The sequence below is a fragment of the Citrobacter sp. Cf136 genome, assembly GCF_030333815.1.
GTDB classification, from domain to species: domain Bacteria; phylum Pseudomonadota; class Gammaproteobacteria; order Enterobacterales; family Enterobacteriaceae; genus Citrobacter; species Citrobacter freundii.
Window position 1 is genome coordinate 36,225 of sequence record NZ_JAOWFE010000041.1, and the last position, 20,954, is coordinate 57,178.

At 48.7% G+C, this 20,954-nt stretch carries 18 protein-coding genes, 1 other RNA gene and 1 pseudogene; 13 read left to right on the forward strand and 7 right to left on the reverse strand.

Features of this window, described 5'->3' with window-relative positions; genetic code table 11:
• The first annotated feature begins 87 nt into the window (after positions 1-87).
• The 5 genes from OGV98_RS21965 (at position 88) to OGV98_RS21985 (ending at position 5,935) form a co-directional block, all read left to right on the forward strand.
• Complete coding sequence (locus OGV98_RS21965) at positions 88-1,497, forward strand: TolC family outer membrane protein (RefSeq protein ID WP_049002923.1); 1,410 nt, start codon at positions 88-90, stop codon at positions 1,495-1,497.
• Positions 1,494-3,680: a type I secretion system permease/ATPase gene (locus OGV98_RS21970; protein ID WP_057102100.1), complete on the forward strand. Its 2,187-nt coding sequence runs from the start codon at positions 1,494-1,496 to the stop codon at positions 3,678-3,680. The genes OGV98_RS21965 and OGV98_RS21970 overlap by 4 nt, the downstream gene beginning before the upstream one ends.
• Positions 3,681-3,687: 7 nt before the next feature.
• Entirely contained in the window at positions 3,688-4,851 is a 1,164-nt protein-coding gene (locus tag OGV98_RS21975; RefSeq protein WP_085951585.1) for a beta-barrel domain-containing protein, read from the forward strand.
• A gap of 72 nt (positions 4,852-4,923) precedes the next feature.
• Positions 4,924-5,287, forward strand: a transfer-messenger RNA (tmRNA) gene (gene ssrA, locus OGV98_RS21980).
• A 78-nt stretch (positions 5,288-5,365) separates the two neighbouring features.
• Entirely contained in the window at positions 5,366-5,935 is a 570-nt protein-coding gene (locus OGV98_RS21985; protein ID WP_230121670.1) for a hypothetical protein, read from the forward strand.
• Positions 5,936-6,531: 596 nt separating this feature from the next.
• Here the strand turns inward: OGV98_RS21985 and OGV98_RS21990 are convergent.
• The 7 genes and pseudogenes from OGV98_RS21990 to OGV98_RS22020 form a co-directional block, all read right to left on the reverse strand.
• A complete protein-coding gene (locus OGV98_RS21990; protein ID WP_230121671.1) occupies positions 6,532-6,786 on the reverse strand; it encodes a hypothetical protein in 255 nt (84 codons plus the stop codon).
• 164 nt (positions 6,787-6,950) lie between these two features.
• Positions 6,951-7,766, reverse strand: a pseudogene (locus OGV98_RS21995) (hypothetical protein); the annotation flags it as partial.
• Positions 7,767-7,912: 146 nt separating this feature from the next.
• A complete protein-coding gene (locus tag OGV98_RS22000) occupies positions 7,913-8,419 on the reverse strand; it encodes a phage tail protein (protein ID WP_021293728.1) in 507 nt (168 codons plus the stop codon).
• The gene (locus OGV98_RS22005) at positions 8,416-8,868 is read right to left on the reverse strand and encodes a head completion/stabilization protein (protein ID WP_172616068.1); all 453 of its coding nucleotides are present in this window, start codon (positions 8,866-8,868) and stop codon (positions 8,416-8,418) included. Before OGV98_RS22005 ends, OGV98_RS22000 begins: the two co-directional genes overlap by 4 nt.
• 96 nt (positions 8,869-8,964) lie before the next feature.
• Positions 8,965-9,666, reverse strand: a complete 702-nt coding sequence (gene gpM / locus OGV98_RS22010; RefSeq protein WP_052928182.1) for a phage terminase small subunit — start codon at positions 9,664-9,666, stop codon at positions 8,965-8,967.
• 3 nt (positions 9,667-9,669) lie between these two features.
• A complete protein-coding gene (locus OGV98_RS22015; RefSeq protein ID WP_003838043.1) occupies positions 9,670-10,692 on the reverse strand; it encodes a phage major capsid protein, P2 family in 1,023 nt (340 codons plus the stop codon).
• 61 nt (positions 10,693-10,753) lie between these two features.
• On the reverse strand, positions 10,754-11,557 hold the full coding sequence (locus tag OGV98_RS22020) for a GPO family capsid scaffolding protein (RefSeq protein WP_000018794.1): 804 nt from the start codon (positions 11,555-11,557) through the stop codon (positions 10,754-10,756).
• 161 nt (positions 11,558-11,718) lie between these two features.
• Here OGV98_RS22020 and OGV98_RS22025 point away from each other — a divergent pair, with 161 nt between their 5' ends.
• From OGV98_RS22025 to OGV98_RS22060, 8 genes are all read left to right on the forward strand, one after another.
• Positions 11,719-13,494, forward strand: coding sequence for a terminase large subunit domain-containing protein (locus OGV98_RS22025; protein WP_048998141.1), 1,776 nt, complete (start codon positions 11,719-11,721; stop codon positions 13,492-13,494).
• Complete coding sequence (locus OGV98_RS22030; RefSeq protein WP_086551032.1) at positions 13,491-14,552, forward strand: phage portal protein; 1,062 nt, start codon at positions 13,491-13,493, stop codon at positions 14,550-14,552. The genes OGV98_RS22025 and OGV98_RS22030 overlap by 4 nt, the downstream gene beginning before the upstream one ends.
• On the forward strand, positions 14,549-14,872 hold the full coding sequence (locus OGV98_RS22035) for an Ogr/Delta-like zinc finger protein (RefSeq protein ID WP_012602735.1): 324 nt from the start codon (positions 14,549-14,551) through the stop codon (positions 14,870-14,872). Before OGV98_RS22030 ends, OGV98_RS22035 begins: the two co-directional genes overlap by 4 nt.
• Positions 14,873-15,207: 335 nt before the next feature.
• A complete protein-coding gene (locus OGV98_RS22040; protein ID WP_230121689.1) occupies positions 15,208-15,786 on the forward strand; it encodes a phage repressor protein CI in 579 nt (192 codons plus the stop codon).
• Entirely contained in the window at positions 15,783-16,802 is a 1,020-nt protein-coding gene (locus tag OGV98_RS22045; RefSeq protein WP_230121690.1) for a phage integrase, read from the forward strand. The genes OGV98_RS22040 and OGV98_RS22045 overlap by 4 nt, the downstream gene beginning before the upstream one ends.
• Before the next feature lies 1 nt (position 16,803).
• The gene (locus OGV98_RS22050; RefSeq protein ID WP_286552147.1) at positions 16,804-17,772 is read left to right on the forward strand and encodes a hypothetical protein; all 969 of its coding nucleotides are present in this window, start codon (positions 16,804-16,806) and stop codon (positions 17,770-17,772) included.
• A gap of 350 nt (positions 17,773-18,122) precedes the next feature.
• Positions 18,123-19,319 carry an integrase domain-containing protein gene (locus OGV98_RS22055; protein ID WP_202581050.1) on the forward strand — a complete coding sequence of 399 codons (1,197 nt, stop codon included), beginning with the start codon at positions 18,123-18,125 and terminating at the stop codon, positions 19,317-19,319.
• Complete coding sequence (locus OGV98_RS22060) at positions 19,319-20,494, forward strand: AAA family ATPase (protein WP_202581049.1); 1,176 nt, start codon at positions 19,319-19,321, stop codon at positions 20,492-20,494. The genes OGV98_RS22055 and OGV98_RS22060 overlap by 1 nt, the downstream gene beginning before the upstream one ends.
• The last annotated feature ends 460 nt before the right edge of the window (positions 20,495-20,954 follow it).

Genomic DNA, 20,954 nt, shown 5'->3' on the forward strand with positions numbered 1-20,954 from the left:
CGTTAAAGCGCCATAACTACAGCCCCGGATGCGATGACATCCGGGGCAATAACAGTCGTCGCTGCCGTATTTTGTAAGGGATAATCTATGAGAAATGTCGCGCCTGTTGCCCTACTGCTGGCATTAACGTTCTGTACCCTGCGGGTGAATGCCGAAGATGAACCGCAAATTATTACGCCGGAAGGACTGGCCACTAGCCAGATACTTCCCTCGCTGGACGGCGCGGTTGCCGATCTGCCGCTGAGCGCTGCCGCTCCCGGTAGCCTGACGCTCAACGACGCGGTGAGTCGTGCCGTGAGCTGGCATCCTTCTATTCGTGAATCCATCGGCAAACTGCTCTCACAAAACGAGCAAATCGACGTGGCGAAGTCAAAATATTACCCGCAGGTTTCTGCCGGAATGAACAACGGTTACAGCAATACCTACACCGACCACGGCTTTAGCCCGGCGCTGGTGATTTCGGTATCGCAAATGCTGTACGACTTCGGCAAAGTGGCAAGCCAGGTCCGCGCCGAGACCGCCGGAGCCGCACAACAGCAGGCGAATGTGTTACTCAGTATTGATACCATCGCCCACGCCACCGCCAACGCGATAGTCCAGGTGCAGACGTGGCAGCAAATGGTGGACGCCGCCGAAGAGCAGCTCACCGCCTTAAACGGCATTGGTCGACTGACCCGTCAACGCAATGATGAAGGGGCAACCTCGCTGTCAGACGTGGTGCAAACCGATGCGCGTATCGAGTCTGCACGTTCTCAGTTGGCGCAGTATCAGGCCAATCTCGACAGCAGCAAGGCAACGCTGATGAGCTTCCTCGGCTGGAACTCGCTTAACGGCATCAGCAATGAATTCCCGGTCAAACTGGACAGCAGCTGTGATGTGGTCAAACCGGACGATAAACTGGTTCCCGCGGTCCTGGCGGCATGGGCGCAGGCGAATGTAGCGCAGGCAAATCTCGACTACGCCAACGCGCAGATGACGCCCACCATCTCTCTGGAACCGTCGGTTCAGCACTATCTCAACGACAAATACCCCAGCCATGAGGTACTCGACAAAACCCAGTATTCTGCATGGGTAAAAGTTGAGATGCCGCTGTATCAGGGAGGCGGACTCACCGCCAGACGCAACGCCGCCAGCCATGCGGTAGAATCTGCACAATACTCCATCCAGCGCACCCGACTCGAAGTACGGCAGAAATTACTGGAGTCCCGCAGCCAGGCGATGAGCCTCGCCACCGCCCTGCAGATTCTGCGTCGCCAACAGCGGCTGAGCGAACAAACGCGCGAGCTTTATCAACAGCAATATCTGGACCTTGGCTCGCGCCCGCTGCTCGACGTGCTTAACGCCGAGCAAGAGGTGTATCAGGCCCGTTTTGCTGAACTCCAGACTCAAAACCAACTGCGCCAGCTCCAGCTGAACTGCCTCTATAACACCGGCTCGCTTCGCCAGGCGTTCGCCTTAAATAATCGCAGCATTCAATCGGTGGAGATCAAGCTATGAGCGACCTCGATTCACATGCGGATGATGTAATTGGCGAACACGCCCTGAGCCAGTGGGCGCAGGCGATGACGCATATTGCCAATCACTATCGCGTGGCCTGTTCTCCTGGCGCAATCCAGGCCAACGCCCCATGGTTTGCGGGAAAAAGCCGGGCCACGGCCCTGTCGCAACTGGCGCGTCAGGCGGGACTGTCATTTCATGCGCTGAATACCGCCGCGCAGGCGTTCGGTCAATGGCGCCTGCCAGTGGTGGCGGAACTGCGCGACGGCCAACTGATGGTAATAGAACATTTCAACGGCGAAGATACGTTAGATGTTTTCATCATCGCCGAAGAGGGCCAGCGTAACAGGTTAACGATTGCAGAGCTTCTGCCGGAGATCGTGAGCATTACCGCGCTGCGCCCGCTGTCGGCGCTGAAGGACAGTCGGGTAGACCGCTATATTTCGCGCTTCAAGCCCGACTGGATGCGCGAACTGGTGTTAAAGGACATCCGCCCTTACCTGCCGGTCATGATTGCCGCCTTTCTGATTAACGTCCTGTCGCTCGCCGGGATTATCTTTTCCATGCAGGTCTATGACCGGGTGATCCCCGCCCAGTCTTATCCAACGCTGTATGTTCTCTCTACCGGTGTTCTGGTGGCGGTGCTGTTTGGCTTTTTGCTGCGCGAAGCGCGTACCCACATAATGGACCTGCTCGGCAAACGCGCCGATATGCGCATTTCCGATCGCGTGTTTAGCCACGCATTGCGGCTGCGCAACAGCGCCGTCCCCCGCTCGACGGGGAGCTTTATTTCTCAATTGCGCGAGCTGGAACAAGTTCGCGAGATGATCACCTCCTCAACCATGTCGACCATTGTCGATCTGCCGTTTTTCTTTCTGTTTATCGTGGTGCTGGCATTTATCGCCCCGCCGCTGGCGTGGATTGCCCCCGTCGCGGCCCTTCTGATGATCCTGCCTGGCTTGCTGTTACAGAAGAAGCTGGCTGTGCTTGCCAACCAGGCTGCCCATGAATCCACCCTGCGCAACGCGGTGCTGGTCGAAAGCGTTCAGGGGCTGGAAGACATCAAGCTGATGCAGGCGGAAAACCGCTTTTTACAGCAGTGGAACAGCTATATCCGTATTACCGGAGAGTCAGGGCTACGCACGCGTAAGCTGACTCAAGGGCTGATTGGCTGGGGCATGTCGGTACAAAGCCTGGTCTACGCCGCCATCATTATGTTCGGTGCGCCGATGGTCATTGAAGGCACGATGACCACCGGCGCCGTGGTGGCGGCTTCAATGCTCGGTTCCAGAATGATTGCCCCGATGGCTAATCTGTGCGGCGTGCTGGCCCGCTGGCAACAGGTTAAGGCGGCGAAGATGGGATTAGACAGCATCATGCAGCTTCCCACCGAAACGCAGTACGACGAAGACCGGGTGCATCAGGAGATTTTTCACGGCCATTATCTTTTTGAAAACGCACACTTTCGCTACCACAGTGACGATCAGCGCGTTCCACTGCGAATCTCGCGTCTGGAGATCATGCCCGGCGAACGGGTGGCGATCCTCGGGCGTAACGGTGCCGGAAAATCAACGCTGCTACAGGCCATGGCCGGCGGCGTGGAGATTATCCAGGGCGATGTCCGGCTCGATAACCTGAGTCTGGCGCAAATCGATATGGCCGATTTACGCCGCAACATCGGTTTTCTCAGCCAGAATGCGCGACTGTTTTTCGGCACCCTACGCGAGAACCTGACCCTCGGCGCACCGCACGCCAGCGACGCGCAGATCTTCGAAGCGCTGGAGGTCAGCGGCGCGGCTGCTTTCGTTAAACAGCTCGCCAAAGGGCTGGCGCATCCCATTATGGAAGGCGGCAACGGTTTGTCCGGTGGACAACGGCAGTCGATCCTGCTGGCTAGAATGCTGCTGCGATCGCCCAATATCGTGCTGCTCGATGAACCCAGCGCCTCGCTGGATGAACATACTGAGCGGGAATTTATTCAGCGCCTCAACCAGTGGTTGGGTAACCGCACATTGATTGTCGCCACCCATCGCGTACCGGTTCTGGAACTGGTCGAACGCGTGGTGGTGTTGAAAGAAGGTCAACTGGTCATGGATGCCCCGAAAGCGCAGGCGTTGAATGCGAGCCGGGCACCTGCCCCTACCCACGGTCGGGAGTGGAAAAATGAAAACCAATCCGCATGACGCCGCCATGGACGACCTCGATATCCGCCGCGAGCACCGTTTTTCCGGGGCCAGCCGCATTATTCTGCTCAGCACGCTGTTGTTTGCCGTCCTGGGTATCTGGGCATATTTCGGTAAGCTGGATGAAGTCTCAACCGGCAGCGGGAAAGTGATCCCCAGCTCGCGTGAACAAGTCTTGCAATCACTGGATGGCGGTATTCTCGCCGAACTGACGGTCCGCGAGGGAGATAAAGTCCAGGCTAATCAAATTGTTGCTCGCCTCGACCCCACCCGTTCAGAGTCCAACGTTGGGGAGAGCGCCGCCCGTTATCGCGCCTCACTGGCCTCCAGCGCAAGGCTCAATGCCGAAGTTAACGATCTGCCGCTGGTCTTTCCCGATTCACTGCGCGCCTGGCCGGATCTCATCGCCTCCGAAACTCGCCTGTATAAAAGCCGTCGCGCGCAGCTTGCGGATTCAATGGCGGAACTGCAGGATGCGCTGGTCTCGGTAAATAAAGAGCTGGCCATCACCCAACGGCTGGAGAAAAGCGGTGCCGCCAGCCACGTAGAAGTGCTGCGCCTGCAACGCCAAAAAAGCGATCTGGGATTAAAAATCACCGACCTGCGCTCACAATATTTCGTGCAGGCGCGGGAAGCGCTGTCAAAAGCTAACGCCGAAGTGGATATGCTGGCGGCTATTTTAAAAGGACGCGAGGATTCCGTGACCCGCCTGACCGTACGCGCGCCGATGCGCGGTATTGTGAAAAATATCCAGGTCACCACCATTGGCGGCGTTATTCCGCCTAATGGCGAGATGATGGAGATTGTACCGCTGGACGATCATCTGCTGATAGAAACCCGCCTGTCGCCGCGTGATATCGCGTTCATCCATCCCGGCCAGCGGGCGCTGGTGAAGATAACCGCCTATGACTACGCCATTTACGGCGGTCTGGAAGGCGTAGTCGAAACCATCTCACCGGACACCATTCAGGATAAAGTGAAACCGGAAATCTTCTATTACCGCGTGTTTATCCGCACCCATCAGGACTTCTTACAGAACAAACTGGGACGCCATTTCTCCATCGTACCGGGCATGATTGCAACAGTGGATATAAAAACAGGTGAAAAAACCATCGTCGACTATTTAATCAAACCGTTTAATCGCGCAAAAGAAGCGCTGCGTGAGCGCTAAATCCTTGAGGATTAGGGGTTGCGGGGGCTGGTCACGCGTGTCACAAGTCTGTTATACTTGCTCTAACACATTGGGGCTGATTCTGGATTCGACGGGATTCGCGAAACCCAAGGTGCATGCCGAGGGGCGGTTGGCCTCGTAAAAAGCCGCAAAAAAATAGTCGCAAACGACGAAAACTACGCTTTAGCAGCTTAATAACCTGCTCTGAGCCCTCTCTCCCTAGCTTCCGCTCTTAAGACGGGGATCAAAGAGAGGTCAAACCCAAAAGAGATCGCGTGGATGCCCTGCCTGGGGTTGAAGCGTTAAATCTAATCAGGCTAGTCTGGTAGTGGCGTGTCTGTCCGCAGGTGCCAGGCGAATGTAAAGACTGACTAAGCATGTAGTACCGAGGATGTAGGAATTTCGGACGCGGGTTCAACTCCCGCCAGCTCCACCAAATAAAACAAGGGGTTACGTGAAAACGTAGCCCTTTTTTTTTGTCCATGTCCACTTTGCGTCCATAGAGGTCATTACGATGGTAGATGTATTGATGTTGTATATTGCTAAGTTTGGTCACGTGTTCGCAAAACTTGTAGATTTTGCGGTTAAAGAACCATCAGCTCTATGGGGGTTATTGGGTAGCTTGGTCGGCGGAACCATAACTTTGTTAACCACTCGGCTAACACTAAGGCACAACTTGCAAGTAAAAACTAAAGAGTTGGAACATCAAGATGAAACTAAACGCAATGAAACACTGAAAAATTTGCGTTTAAACTATGTCATTGAACCTGCTTTAAAGTGGCTCACAACCCACACTCAAGAAATGCAAACAATATATGGTTTACAGTTTGAAACTGCTGAAGTAAGAAACCAATATGTTGCCCGCACAGACTATTGGAATGAAATGTCCTCGATACAAGCTAGGCTTGCGAGCCTAGGATCTGACGAGGTGAACCAACTCTTTACCGAAATAACTCGGGACAGAGTAAATTTAAATCACATCATATTTCGTATCACAGACGGTGACCCCTACAAAGTGTTGCAATCTCAAATCAACAAAACCAGTGATTTAATCGCTCGATTGATTCGAGAAGCGACTTCGTAGTTCCTGATTAATACAGCCAATTGAAATATTTTATCGGCCTATAACCTCGACAAACGCTTTACATAAAACAGCATAACAGAGCGCAGATTTTTCAGTTTGCAGAAATCTAGAATACTACTAAAAGCCCCGTAAGGGCTGATAACACGGCTTAGCAGCTCAAATTGGCGATTCAAAGCCAAAGATCCACTCCGGTGAGAAAAAGATAAATTACACCATTTAAAACAGTCAGTTAACATTAAACTGCAATCATTTTGAGATCCTTAAAACTGAAAAACACTGAAATTCTTTTCAATCTTTTCAGTTCACGTTATCCGCTAATCCCCCAGTAATGGTGCTGTCCAGGTTGGTAGTTTGAAGAAAAAGAAAACTGAAAAATTATATCGATCCAGAAACCGCAGGCGGGTGCGGTGTAGTGCCGTTTTTGTCTGTGATAGATTTTTTTCGTCAGCATATAGCATAACCAGCGCTACGTAGCGACACAGATCCTTTTGCGACATTACGCGGTAACAGTCTGCGTATAGATGTGCTTAGAATGCGTCTGGTTGCGTGTGAATGCAGGTATAAAAAAACCCGCACAAGGCGGGTTTTAATCAGTGTTATTCCATTTCATTTAGTGCGTACTCTCCCCTGTCTGATAGACTAACGAATCCATCCTTAATACTTGGCTGAATCAATCCATACATCATTAACTCATTCAGCAGATATTCTGTACTACTTCCTTTATCGGATCGTCCAATAAGACTCTCCTTTGTTAGTTCTTCCTCCTTGAGTAAAGCCAGAATTTTGACAATTGCGGACTGCTTATTTTTGTCTGCAATATCGTGGTATGGGTTGACGGAACATGTTGCCATTGTGATTTCCTCGGTTATGAAAGGTATATTTTACCATGCATAAACAAGGCATATTGGAGTGCTCAATAATCAATCAATTCTAAAATCATTGCGATATATAGAACACAATAAGCACCAAGCATGAAAACGACAAAGCCCGCATTATGCGCGGGCTGATGGGATGATCAGGCGATTATTTTCTGGTACTTACTCCGGGTCTGTCCTGCCCTCTCTGCCGTCTGGGTAAATGCTCCGGCATTGGTTGGCGTACCAACGCTGGGGTGTGAATGGCCCGCACATTGCTGCGCCAGCTCTGCCAGTAAATCAATGGTATCCAGCATCATGGTCAGCGTATTGACGCTCTCACTGCCAATATGGACGGTTGGCCCCATAATCTGCTGACCGCCCGCTGCCACCGATTTGCGCAATGCGGCAATCTTTTCAGTCAGAGTTCCCCCCACATCAACATCCACGGCTCCGGCCACTTTCGTGGATTGTTTGCCGGTAATATCGGCTTCGTCATTTCCTTCAATGCTGGCCAGCCTGTTGCCTTTAACGGCCTGGCTATAATCCCCTGCACTTACATGCTGAATGGCTCCGGCCATCAGGGTGGCAGTGCCCAGTACAGTGGTTTTGTCTGTGGCTTTAACGGTCGTTTCACGGCTGACCAGATCGCGCCGTTCCGTGTCCGCCTTGACCGTCCGCGCCATCGATGTTTCGCTGATGGTCTGATCGGTCTGCCTCACCCAGTCGCCAGCCTGGGTAACACGTTGCGACACTTCCGCCCGCTGCTGTTGCAGCTGCTCGCCGGGTTTAACATCCGGCAGACTGGTACCATCCGGCAGTGTCTGCCTGATAAACGGTTTATCCGGGCGTCCACCGGTAAACGCAACTTCAACCAGCGTCCCTTCAGGCGGGAACTGAAACATACCCGAATCATTACCGGCCATAGGTACCGGCAGCGGCACCGCAGAATATACCGGCGTCTGGTTATCCGGGTTACGGACATGCCGTTTTGCGGCGGCAATCACGCCGTATTTGGCCAGCCTCCAGATAAGACGCTGGCGCTTTTTGGGCGGCAGCTCCATGCTGGCCAGTGATTTACGCAACTCTGCCAGCTGTTTTTTATTCAGCTCGCCACCGGCAATCATTCGTTACCGCCTACCGGCGCACCGGTTTCATCCACGCCATAAATATTGGCGGTGATCGCTATCCAGACTTCAGGGTTAACCAGCGACCAGCGTTTCCCCTGCCACGGGATCGCCCCGTTTTCGTCCTCCCTGATCACCAGTTCTTCCGCCATTGGTACCGTCAGCACAATGGTGGCGGTTTCCTCATCCTCCACTGACACATCCCAGTCCGGTTCAGCTTCAGTCAGGCCGACTTCATCCAGTAATTCCCTGTCAGCCTCATCCAGCCACGCGGCCAGCAGCGACATGAGCAACTGCGGCGGACACAGGCGATACGGGAAACGCTGCCAGCTGATTACCGCGTCATAGCGAATCACCGCCTGGCGGTACTGTCCCAGCCCGTAATCCTTCGCGGCAGGGATGAACTTCATTTCATCCAGCACACTGTCAAATGACTGCATGGCGCGCGGCGGCACGTTTTGCTGAAAAAATGCGGTCAGGCTCTCAAGCTGCGTCTGGCTCATACTTTTTTCACCGTTGCCCGTTTCAGTCCCTTCATGCGGCGGATCACCACTGAAGCCTCAGCCAGTAACCCGGCGCGGGTTTCCATACTCTCCTGCCCCGGATGGGTTTCACGCCGCCCGACAGTGGCGAACTCCCCCAGCAAATCCGCTTTTGCCCTGGCAAATACCGCTTTCATATACTGGGCGCACAGGCTGTTAAGCCCGCCCATGCTGACACCCGGAACATCTGCCGCCAGCGTGTGGCCTTTTGCTTTCCAGCTGGCCTCAACGTTTTCCAGCTCGGCATTCACCTCCGCGACAGCGGCCAGCAGCGCCTGACTGATGGTGTCCGCGTCGATATCGGCTGGCAGTGACCGCTGCGCCTGAAAGTCCTTCAGATTCAGATCCGGCCAGAACCCGTTATTCGTCAGCGGTTCATCCTGATAATCCAGCGGTTTTCCGCTAAACATAATTCCCCCGAAAAAGGCGGACTGACCGGTTTCCACGGCACAGTGACACACGGAGCGTTCTGCCCTCCACCGCGTCCGCCTGGCTTGCGGTAGTCTTTACCCCTGCGTCAGTTTTCGGATACGGGCGGCAATCGTCTGCCGTGCCGTTCTGACGCCGATTTTTAAATAGTATTTTTCTGCGGTGGCCAGCAGTTGATCGGCTTTCTCCAGCGTTTCAATGTCGTCCACGCCCGCAGCCGTTGTCTGGCCATCTTCGCCACGCAGCAGCTCCAGCCCGGCAAACTTGAACCACTTGGCCGTGACTTGTTCATGCAGCCGCCAGGTACTGGCGACACGCTCAAATGTGCGGGAAAAATACGGCTCAACACTTTCCCCGCGCCCGGATGTTTCCTGCGCCCAGGCCAGCATCGTATCGGCCACGAACGTAGGAAAATTGCTGCGCAACCGATCCGGGGTTGCCTGCTGCTGGCTGATTGCAATGTCAGCCCAGTCCAGCGCCTTATCCAGATCGCCCACGTCAAACAACCAGATAACACACCAGGCAAATACCGGGTTGGCGTACACCTGCCCGCTTTCCAGATAGGCTTCCACAGTCGGTGTCCAGCGCGGCAGCAACACATCCCGCTTAAACTCAACGCGATCCGCGATTGTTGGCAAGTTACGGGCATGTTCCACATCCGTTTCCAGCGCCTTAATCAACAGGTGCATGCTTTCCGTGGTTTCCAGTGCCTGGCTGCGTTTCAGCTTTTGTTCCATCGCAATGCGCTGGCTGTGACGCTGCGCGGGAGAAAGTGCCATTTATCAGCCCTCTGCTGGTTCGGAAACCTTGCCGATGGTCACGGCGGATTCATCAATGGCCGCATACAACTCCGGCACTTCAACCGCATAGCCTTCATTACGCAGGTATTTGTTTTCGAACTGCTTACGGTCTTCAACAAATTCCGCCTTACGCATGCGGGTGTTGCGCTGGGTGTAGATATGCAAATTAGAAAGCGGCGTGACGACCATACGTTTACCCGGCATAAACGGCGGGATAACAGCAGGACGGCCAGCAATAGTGCTACCCAGCATCTGCGCCGCAATTTTCTCAGTCGGGCGGTCTGCGGCCTGATACAGTCGGTATTGTTCAGCAGCAACCAGATCAGCACCGACCAGAACCACCAGGCGCGGGTCATTGCGGAACTGGGCAGGAATCTTGGCGTTAATCAGGTCTGAAGCCATTGCATCCAGTGACTTGTAATCCCCGGCCTCATCCAGCACGACCGGATCGGTCATAATCTGATTACCACCCAGCAGCGTTTTCATACGCTCATGCCAGCCGATGTTGACATCTTCGCCGTTCGGGTTATCCGTTGGATTCGTCGTTTTGGCACGGCTCTTACCGTTAAAACCAATACGCAGCATATCCAGCGCAAACGCCTGTGTGGTAAACGCCTGGACCAGGTTGTAAAACTCGTTTTCGTCCTTACCGGCATTGGCCCAGACCGAAAGCAGATCCCAGCGCAGTGCGGCGCAGCTGTCCGTTTCAACCAGTGAATAGTCATTGCCGTCCACGCCAACCTGACGAACAAAGCGGCCATTTTCACTGCGGCCGGTATGCAGCACGGAGGAACCGACAGAAATCACCTGGCCACTCAGCTGGTCAACATCCAGACAGGTGATCATGTTCAGGAACTCCACGGACTCCAGCAGCGCCAGACGCAGCGCGTTTTCCTGCGGGTCATTCAGGGAGAAATAACGACTGGTATCACGTGCGCCAAACTGCTGCGCCATACCACTCGAATATTTATCCAGTAAATCCCGTGCACGATTATTAAGGTGCATAAAACTCCCTCGCGATTAAGCGATAATAAAAATGTTTTGTACTAATTAACGTCAGAACGTATTACAGGAAATTAAATTTACCCGCTTTTTCTGAAATCTTGCGCCCTGGTGTACGGGTGGATTTATTACCCAGATCGTTAAAACGTTTAACGATATCTTTTGCATTATCACGAATAGCCGCAAATTCTTCGGTATCGACCACTTCCGCAATGGTATCCACATCACCCTGAACATCATTGAGCTGATTTTCAATTTTGGCCACACGGCCTTCCAGTTCGTTTACCGCATTGGCCAGCGCCTGTAACTTATCATCACCCTGTGCGGTATCATCAGGCGGCGTTTCATCTTCAAACTTCGGTTTAATACCAAACAATTTTTGCCAGTTCTTCATTCGTATGTCCTGTTTAATTTTTCCGTCACGGGAAATCACACAACTGTAATATCCCTGCTTAGATAATTTTTTGCGCCGACTACTAAAGCGCAGCCGTGTGGTGCCAACACTGGCGGGAGTATCTGTTACCGCCAGCCCCTTGAGGTATGTACGCCCACTACCGCGCCAGTTTTCTTCCGGTTCAATCGAGAAGAACAGGAGCTGATCTTCATGGTTGGCGAAAATTAAACGCATATTCGGGCAAAGGCTGACGTAAAGCCGCGCCAGTCCGTCCTCACCATCATGCCAGGTGGCTTCCAGTACCTCCCCAAAATTACCGCAATCATCCTCGTGTTCTGGCCAGATTAGAGCGACATAGTGGTTATAGTCATAGGTTTCCCCCATATCGATAATCCACTGACGTTTAATATCTCTGCCATCAACGGTATCCCCTTCGGTAGCAACACACAGCCAGTCAGTTTTTAAATGCGACATATCCCCCCTGATTTATTCACCGACGCTGCAAATCAATTATTGCCAAATAAAACCACCACCGCATCACGCTTTATTCTGAACAGTTCGGTTATCACGTATTACCGAACAGACGCGAATTAACACCGCCGTTTTTTCATAACAGCCACGGCATAATTATCCGCATGGCTAAATACTCAGAAGAACTAAAAGGCGTTGTCCGCGCACTTTATTTGCGCCGCTATACGCCCAAAGAAATTGCATCAGAATTAAATCTGCCGAATGCGCGGATCGTTTACTACTGGGCTGAGAAATACAGCTGGGCGGATTTACTCAGCTTTGAAAGTACAGAGGAGGCAATTGAACGCCGCTACCAGCTGCTGGCCAGCCGCGATAATAAAACCGATCTCGACCTGAAAGAAATGGACATGCTGATTGCCCACGCCACAAAGCTGCGTGCTCAAAGCAATAAGCATAAAGAAAAGATGGCCAGCGGCCAGAGTAACGGTCAGGCAGCTGCGCGGGACAGCAACAGCGATGAACCGCGCCCCAAACGCAAAAACAGGAAAAACGATATTTCTTCTCTGACTCAGGCGGATTTTGACACCTGGGCGGATGAACATCTTTTTGAATACCAGAAACACCTGCGCAGGAATATTGGCCAGCAGGTCAGGAACATCCTTAAAAGCCGCCAGATCGGTGCCACCTGGTACTTTGCATTTGAAGCCTTTGAAAACGCGGTCATGACAGGCGATCCGCAAATCTTCCTGTCAGCCTCCAAAGTCCAGGCGGAATACTTCCGGTCTTACATCGTCAACATTGCAGAGCAGTATTTTGGCATCACGCTGACCGGCAACCCGATCCGCCTCAGCAACGGCGCTGAACTGCGTTTTCTCTCAACCAACAAAAATACGGCGCAGTCCTACAGTGGCCACCTGTACTGTGACGAATATTTCTGGGTGCCTAACTTCGCCAGGCTTAACGAAGTGGCCAGCGCAATGGCCACCCATGACAAATGGCGCACCACCTACTTTTCAACGCCATCGGCCAAAACACACCAGGCTTACCCGTTCTGGACGGGTGAGGAATGGAAACAGGGCAGCAAAAAACGCGCGGCCGCCCAGTTCCCGTCCTTTGATGAAATGCGCAACGGCGGACGGCTTTGCCCGGATGGGCAGTGGCGCTATGTCATCACAATGGAGGATGCCATTGCAGGTGGCTTCAACCTGGCCAACATCGAGAAGCTGCGCAACCGCTACAACACGGCCACCTTCAACATGCTCTATATGTGCGTGTTCGTGGACAGCAAGGATTCCGTATTCAGCTTTTCTGACCTGGAAGCCTGCGGTGTGGAGGTGGACACCTGGCAGGATCACAACCCGGACGCTGCACGGCCATTTGGTGACAGGCCAGTATGGGGAGGCTTTGACCCGGCACGCAGCGGCGATTTGTCGTGTTTTGTGATTATTGCCCCGCCGATGTACGCCGCAGAGAAATTCCGCGTTCTGAAGGTTATTAACTGGAAGGGCATGAACTTCCGCTATCAGGCCAGGCAGATCGAACTCCTGTTTAAAAAATACAACTTCACCTATCTGGGAGTGGACGTTACCGGTATTGGCCAGGGTGTTTTTGACAACATCCAGCACTTTGCCATGCGCGTTGCCGTCGCCATTCGTTACGACATGAACACGAAAAATCAGCTGGTACTGAAAGCGGCGGACGTGGTGGAAAGCCAGCGTATTGAATGGGACAAAAACCTGAAAGAGATCCCGGCCAGCTTTATGGCTGTACGCCGCACCACCACGCAAAGCGGTAACGCCATGACATTTGTCGCTGACCGCAGCCAGGACACTGGCCACGCAGAGGCATTCTGGGCCATTACCCACGCCCTGCATAACGAACCACTCAACTACGAAAACAAACCGAAATCCCGCTGGGGTGTAAGGAAAGAGGCTGCATGAGTAAAAAAAACCGCTTCGTTAAGCGCAACCCGCGCGGCGATAAGTCCAAAAAAATGAGCATCATCACATTCGGCAAACCGGAACCTGTCCTGACCACCGGCACGGATTACCGCGACATCTGGTACGACAATGCCGCCGATCACTTTACCCAGCCGATTGACCGGCTGGCACTGGCACAGCTTATCAATCTGAATGGTCAGCATGGCGGCATCATCCACGCCCGGAAAAATATGATTGTGTCTGATTATCTGGGCGGTGGCCTGACTTACGACCAGCTGGAAGCCGCGGCGTTCGACTATACAACCTTCGGTGATATCGCAATTGGTAAAATCCGCAACGGATGGGGGGACGTGATTGCCCTGGAACCTTTACCCGGCCTGTATATTCGCCGCCGTAAAGTCAGGGACAACGCCACAGACCAGCCCGGCGATTATGTGGTGTTGCAGGACGGTGAACCGCAGGTATGGCCGCAGGAAGATATCATTTTTATCAAGATGTACGACCCGCAGCAGCATATTTACGGGCTGCCCGACTATATCGGCGGCGTACACTCGGCCTTGCTTAACAGTGAAGCCGTCATTTTCCGCCGCCGCTACTACCACAACGGCGCCCATACTGGCGGCATTCTCTACACGCGCGATCCCAGTATGACGGATGAAATGGAAGAGGAAATTGAACAGCAGCTGCGGGACAGCAAAGGTATTGGCAACTTCTCCACCATTCTGGTGAACATTCCAGGCGGGGATGGGGATGCGATCAAGTTCATTGAAATGGGGGATATCTCTGCAAAAGATGAATTTGCCAACATCAAAAACATCAGTGCGCAGGACATTCTCAACGCGCACCGCTTTCCTGCTGGCCTGGCCGGAATTGTCCCGCAGAACACTGCCGGTCTGGGGGATGTTGAAAAGGCGGAAAGGATTTACAAGAAAAGCGAGATAGCGCCTATTCAGCGCCGGTTTATGACCGCTGTTAACAATGATCCCGAAATACCGGAACGTCTGCACCTTCACTTTGATTTAAGTTACACAGAATCAACGGATAAGGATGCGGCATGAGGCGAAAAAGGCTAAAATCCAGGCATCATTTAACAGCTGGAGCATGGAATATGCGAGTTCTGAAAATCGAATGCCCGGAATGCGGCTCAAAGGCTGTTATTCGTAAAACAAACCGGAAGCACCGGCAGATTGCGGATATTTACTGCGCCTGTTCAGATGTGGAGTGTGGCCATACGTTTGTGATGAATCTGACGTTCTCCCACACTCTCAGCCCCAGCGCAAAAACGGGTGATGCTATGGTGCAGAAAATACTGAATGCACTGTCACCCGATCAGCGTCAAATGGCATTAGACCTACTGAAAGCGACTCCCGCCGCCTGATAAGCCCCCTTCCCGGGGGCTTTTACTTTCATATTCATCAAGTTTACTTTCCAGATCTGAAGTCAGCTCGCTGAGCCAGGCAAGTGCAATGTCCTTTTCACAGCCAGTGCAATTACTTTTGGCTATCAACCTGGTAAACAACGCAATCCGCTGCAATGCGATAGTTTGCAGCACTAGTTTTCATAAGGCAAAATCTCCTGCTCAGTTGTCACCAGCTGCTACTAGTGACAACCATTGTTAACAAACTACATTCGACAAAGCATACTAACTACAAACGAAACATTGCAGAGAGTATTTTTGATTTTGTCGTTTGTCAACCACTGCGAACTACAAACATGAAAACGTACAATATCAAAACAGGCGCTCGGGAAGCAGTAGAACGAATCTGTGAAGCATATGGCTTTACATCAAGACTTCAGCTTTCCAACTACCTTGGAATGTCCGCTAGCGCTCTAAGCACTAGAATCATGCGCGATAATTTTCCTGCGGACCTGGTCTTGCTTTGTGCTTTACAAACAGGGGCTTCTATCGAGTGGCTAACGACTGGCGAGGGTGTAAGATTCGATCCGGCAACCAGTGATACTTGTCGCATCCCAGCCTATAAAATTGATGGGGCAGATGTTGTTAGGCAGGCCTCTTTCCTTTTTGATAAGGCAATGCTGCCTAATTACAAAGGCGAACTCCAAATCATTACAGAAGGCAATACTAGTTACTTTATTGATGTGGCTAATCATTCTATAGCGGATGGAAAATTCCTCCTTGAATATTCCGGTGCTAAGAGCATCAAAGAGATAACCCTTCTACCAGGCAATAAATTGCGAATCGATTGGGGCAAGTATCCTTTAGATTGTGATATTTCAGATGTGAAACTAATTGGCAAAGTGATTGCCATCTACTTGGTTAATGAGTCATGACCGTAAGAAAAACAACTGAAGGGGAATGGATTTGTGATTTGCGCCCAAACGGTGCAAAGGGGAAACGGATTCGGAAAAAATTCGCAACCAAAGGAGAGGCCTTAGCTTATGAAAAATACATATCTAGTGAATTAGAAGACAAACCTTGGTTAGGAGAAAAACAAGATAACCGCCGTCTCTCTGATTTGATTGAGCAGTGGTATTCGCTTTACGGCAGAACTCTCTCGGATGCAGACCGGATGATGTCTAAGCTCAAGGGAATATGTGCAGGAATGGGAGATCCCATTGCATCAAATATTACGGCAGCCGATTTTAGCGCATATCGTGAAGGGAGATTAAAAGGAGAGATACCAGATATTCATGGGCGTTACATGCCTATAAAACCACAAACAGTGAATCATGAACAAAGGAATTTATCGGCGGTATTTGGAACTCTAAAAAAACTTGGGCACTGGTCTTTACCAAATCCGATTGCAGGAATCCCAACGTTCAAAGTAGACGAAAAAATGGTTACATTTCTTTATGCCCAAGAAATTAAGACACTCTTGCAATTTCTATCAGAGTCTAATAGCAAGGACGTTATGATTATTGCAAAAATTTGCTTAGCCACTGGTGCTAGATGGAGTGAAGCCGAAAATTTAGAAGGTTCTCAAATAACAGAGTATAGGATTACATATAAAAATACAAAAAGTAGAAAAGTGAGAACAGTACCTATATCTAAAGAACTGTATGATGAAATTCCGAAAAAGCGCGGGCGACTATTCACTCCATGTAGAAAAACTTTCGAGAGAGTAGTTGCAAAGGCTGGAATTGATTTACCGGAAGGACAGTGCACACACGTTCTGCGCCATACGTTCGCCAGTCACTTTATGATGAATGGTGGAAACATTCTTGTATTAAGAGAAATTCTCGGTCATTCAGATATAAAAATGACTATGATATATGCCCATTTTGCCCCTACCCATTTAGAAGATGCAATAACAAAAAACCCATTAACAATGATTAGGGATATTTAATATGCTTACTTCATTAAACAACTATATCATTACAGCCAATGTTATTTTTATAATTTTTTATCTGGCATATTTATTTAAAATAAAAGCATTTAAAATGAATGCTGAACCATTAACACACCAACCCTTATTCAAAGCTGCATTAATAATGCCAATTGTGAGTTTTGCTTTATTAGGTAGTATTGTGTGGCAAGGGTATAGTTTTCAAATCGACGACGACGGCTTCAACAACTTTCTGACAATCAGTAAACTTCCACTGGCCGTACTATCGCTTTGCATTCCTTTTGGAGTAATAGTCAACAATATCCACAGAACCATTCAAACCGATAAGCAAATTAAAGAAGCTGAAAGAAAAAACATCGTTGATGGATTTTACTCGCATAGAAAACATACCGTAGAAGTAATACAAAACTTAGAGTTTACCCCGATAAATATCTTAGGGGAAGAATATGAGTTACAATTTAGAAATAGCTATTCTTGTTATAGGGTGTTTTTTCCTTTCGCTACCGAATCAAAGTTGGACTTTAATGCCTCACCAACTTTCACTTCCAAACTAGAAAGGTTATGGTTAGAAATGGCAAGCTTAATCAAAAAACCTCACTTTAATGATCAGCATCATTATTATTCCCACCTTAATCTCATGGAAAATGCTCTTTTCCAAATTCACCTCGCCTGTTTATTTAAAGACTTTGACAATCAAAAAATATTTTCAATCATTTTTTTGGACAGCAAAGGTGATTCATGGGAATTAAGAACACGGTTTTCCTCTGAATATTCCTTTAAAAGAAGTATTAGCGGTTACTGGCATGCATATATTTCAATAATGGAACTATTTGAATATCAATATTCCGATGAATTTAAGCAAAAGACCAGGCCAATGATAGACTACATCCTAGGGTTCGAGAAACGGTTTGAAAAATGGACTGATGGTAATGAAGTTAAGGCACCTCTCCCGCTGCTCCTGAAACTATGATCCACATTTTGTCCATCCGGGTTGTAAACGGCTGTCAATGACTGTTAACCATTGTCATATATGTTACTGTTATTCAACATAAACATATGATTTCACTAGATGGAATGGAGAATGTAGGAATTTCGGACGCGGGTTCAACTCCCGCCAGCTCCACCAAAATTCTCCCTCAACGATTACCAGAGTCGTCCGAGGAAGTCCTGAAAGCCCGCACAGCGTAAGCCTTGCGGGCTTTTTTGTGCCTGTCGTTGTCCGAGAACATCCGGCTAAATCCAGAGTAAATTGGTACACGTTTAGGTACACGCTATACTGTGGGCCATAAAACGTGTACCAATTATGGAAGGGATCCAGACATGGCGCACATTACACGCCCCCTCACTAACAACGAAATCCTCAAAGCGAAAACCCGAGAAAAAGATTTCACTCTGCATGATGGGGAGGGCCTGTTCTTACTCGTGAAAACATCTGGTAAAAAGCTCTGGCGCTTCCGATACCAACGTCCAGTAAGTAATAGCCGAACGAATCTGAGTCTCGGCTCATATCCTGCCCTTACACTCGCAGCAGCTCGCCAGATACGCGACCAACATTTAGCTTCGCTAGCTCAAGAGATGGATCCACAACGGCAACAAGAACAAGCGTCAGAGCAACGTCAGATTGAGCTGGATAGTATTTTCTCAACTGTGGCGGCCAACTGGTTCAAAATGAAAAGCAAAAGCGTCACAGAGGATTACGCGAGAGATATATGGCGCTCTTTGGATAAGGACGTGTTTCCGGCAATCGGTACGATACCCGTTCAGGAGATAAAAGCCAGAACGATTGTTGAAGCTTTGGAACCAATCAAAGCACGAGGCGCATTAGAAACTGTTCGTCGCTTGGTCCAGCGCATTAACGAAATAATGATTTACGCAGTCAATACCGGCCTGATTGATGCTAACCCGGCATCAGGTGTTGGAATGGCATTTGAGAAACCCAAAAAGCAAAACATGCCCACGCTACGACCAGAAGAATTACCCGAGCTGATGCGTTCTCTGGTCATGTCAAATCTAACTGTTTCGACTCGCTGTCTTATTGAGTGGCAACTCCTGACTCTTGTTCGCCCTTCAGAAGCTTCTGGCGCTCGATGGGCAGAGATAGATCTCGATGCAAAGTTATGGACAATTCCAGCAGAGCGGATGAAAGCTAAGCGCGAGCATATTGTTCCGTTATCTCCACAGGCATTAGATATTCTAGAAGTAATGAAGTCTATTAGTTCTCATCGAGAACATGTTTTCCCGAGCAGGAATGATCCAAAACAACCAATGAACAGTCAGACTGCAAATGCCGCCTTGAAGAGGATAGGTTATGGAGGTAAGTTAGTGGCTCACGGAATGCGTTCAATTGCCAGTACTTATTTGAATGAATCAGAATTTAATTCAGATATTATTGAGGCAGCCTTAGCTCATGTAGATAAAAATGAAGTGAGAAGAGCTTATAATCGTTCAACATATTTGGCTCAGAGAATTGAGCTAATGAATTTCTGGGATTTAAAAATTATGAGTGAGAAAAAATAATGATAATAGATCAAAATTCATCCATCAATATCATTACAGGGAATAATGGCTCTGGAAAAAGTTCAATATTAGCAGAAATTTCAAATGAAGAGTTCGCAGTAGGTCAAAACGTCATATGCTTATCAAACACATCAACCAATAAATTCCCAAAAAGGAGGAGTCAGCGTTTCCATGTCCTAAATCAATCATCCAACACACTAAATAAAGCAATCAAAAAGGTAGTAATAAGTAATGGCCATGATAAAATTAGAACGTCTCACGCACATACTTTCCCAAGAGTTTTGCAATATTTAGAATTTGAGGAACAATTGACTTTTAAATTCACAGTATTCCCATATGAAAGCTTTATCAGGAAGTTTCAATCCGAAACATATAATAACGAATGGATTAGAAATGATATCGAAGAGATAACAAACAACCTAAAAAAATTAATTAAAATTAATGATGACATCAATTACCAATCAGACAGAGAAATAAAAAGCTCTCACATACTTTATTTGGAATACTCATTCACATATGAAGCAGATAAAAGAATCAACACAATACACAACATACTTATTGAGTTGATATTAAAACATGAGAGATTATTAAAAAAACATCATTTAATATCAGATATTGAGATAAATTTTCATCGCGGACATAACATTATACCATCCTCACATTTAAGCTCCGGCGAAGCGTGTTATATTGCAACACTTGCATTTATTCTTACGCATGTATCAGATAGCAACACAATAATAATAGATGAACCAGAAAATAGTTTGCATCCTCGCTGGCAAAAAAAATACACTTCCAACTTATTAGACCTTCTATATTATTTTAACGTGAGGATAATATTAGCCACACACTCACCGATGATTGTTATTGGGGCAGTAGAGGACAATAGCAGTCTTAGAGTATTTAAATCCGAAAATAGCATCCTCTGCCCACTTGAGGGAAATGAAACAAATATAGATGAAGTTATGGTAGATGTTTTCGGAGTACTAACGTCTAGAAGCAGATATTTTAGTTATAAAATCAATGAAATCTTAAATGAATTCAATAATAAAACAATTAATTTAGCTACCGCTCAACAAAAACTGGATAAAACTTTATCACTAGGCCCTGATGAAAGCCAAGAGAATATAATAAAAGCAGCTTATAAAATCCTTGATGAGATGAGTAAAAATGCCTAACTTTATATTTAAACCTGAACACATTTCACACATACGAACCGTTATTGCTGAAAAGAATGCTGATGATAAAGTGAAAGTGTGGGAGAACTCTTTACTGAGCCCTTTGAGAAGAGAACTCAAGCATTATATCCTTTCTAATCGTACTGACGGTATAAAATGTGCATACTGCTTAAAGAATTTTTACAATGAACACAGTATGAATATTGATGTTGAACATATTCTTCCTAAATCGCAATACCCAGAATATACTTTCACCTTAAAAATTTAGCTGTTGCCTGTAAAAGATGCAATCTATTAATAAAAAGGAATGACGTTTCTTTTTTGAATGATAATTTCAATAGAAAAAAACCATTCAATTCAAAATATTATGCAATAACCCACCCTGTAATCGACAGAAAAAACAGCCTATATCTTTTAGATGTTCACTTTAACGGGTGCCATATAATTAAATATCAAACAA

Excerpts from the sequence above, each read along its gene's own strand:
- OGV98_RS22025 (WP_048998141.1), top strand. The coding sequence starts at position 11,719 with ATGGCTAAATACTCAGAAGAACTAAAAGGCGTTGTCCGCGCACTTTAT.
- OGV98_RS21970 (WP_057102100.1), top strand. The coding sequence starts at position 1,494 with ATGAGCGACCTCGATTCACATGCGGATGATGTAATTGGCGAACACGCC.
- gpM (WP_052928182.1), bottom strand. The coding sequence starts at position 9,666 with ATGGCACTTTCTCCCGCGCAGCGTCACAGCCAGCGCATTGCGATGGAA.
- OGV98_RS22060 (WP_202581049.1), top strand. The coding sequence starts at position 19,319 with ATGATAATAGATCAAAATTCATCCATCAATATCATTACAGGGAATAAT.
- OGV98_RS22055 (WP_202581050.1), top strand. The coding sequence starts at position 18,123 with ATGGCGCACATTACACGCCCCCTCACTAACAACGAAATCCTCAAAGCG.
- OGV98_RS22050 (WP_286552147.1), top strand. The coding sequence starts at position 16,804 with ATGCTTACTTCATTAAACAACTATATCATTACAGCCAATGTTATTTTT.
- OGV98_RS22040 (WP_230121689.1), top strand. The coding sequence starts at position 15,208 with ATGAAAACGTACAATATCAAAACAGGCGCTCGGGAAGCAGTAGAACGA.
- OGV98_RS21975 (WP_085951585.1), top strand. The coding sequence starts at position 3,688 with ATGGACGACCTCGATATCCGCCGCGAGCACCGTTTTTCCGGGGCCAGC.
- OGV98_RS21965 (WP_049002923.1), top strand. The coding sequence starts at position 88 with ATGAGAAATGTCGCGCCTGTTGCCCTACTGCTGGCATTAACGTTCTGT.
- OGV98_RS21990 (WP_230121671.1), bottom strand. The coding sequence starts at position 6,786 with ATGGCAACATGTTCCGTCAACCCATACCACGATATTGCAGACAAAAAT.
- OGV98_RS22020 (WP_000018794.1), bottom strand. The coding sequence starts at position 11,557 with ATGTCGCATTTAAAAACTGACTGGCTGTGTGTTGCTACCGAAGGGGAT.
- OGV98_RS22030 (WP_086551032.1), top strand. The coding sequence starts at position 13,491 with ATGAGTAAAAAAAACCGCTTCGTTAAGCGCAACCCGCGCGGCGATAAG.
- OGV98_RS22005 (WP_172616068.1), bottom strand. The coding sequence starts at position 8,868 with ATGTTTAGCGGAAAACCGCTGGATTATCAGGATGAACCGCTGACGAAT.
- OGV98_RS22035 (WP_012602735.1), top strand. The coding sequence starts at position 14,549 with ATGAGGCGAAAAAGGCTAAAATCCAGGCATCATTTAACAGCTGGAGCA.
- OGV98_RS22015 (WP_003838043.1), bottom strand. The coding sequence starts at position 10,692 with ATGCACCTTAATAATCGTGCACGGGATTTACTGGATAAATATTCGAGT.
- OGV98_RS21985 (WP_230121670.1), top strand. The coding sequence starts at position 5,366 with ATGGTAGATGTATTGATGTTGTATATTGCTAAGTTTGGTCACGTGTTC.
- OGV98_RS22045 (WP_230121690.1), top strand. The coding sequence starts at position 15,783 with ATGACCGTAAGAAAAACAACTGAAGGGGAATGGATTTGTGATTTGCGC.
- OGV98_RS22000 (WP_021293728.1), bottom strand. The coding sequence starts at position 8,419 with ATGAGCCAGACGCAGCTTGAGAGCCTGACCGCATTTTTTCAGCAAAAC.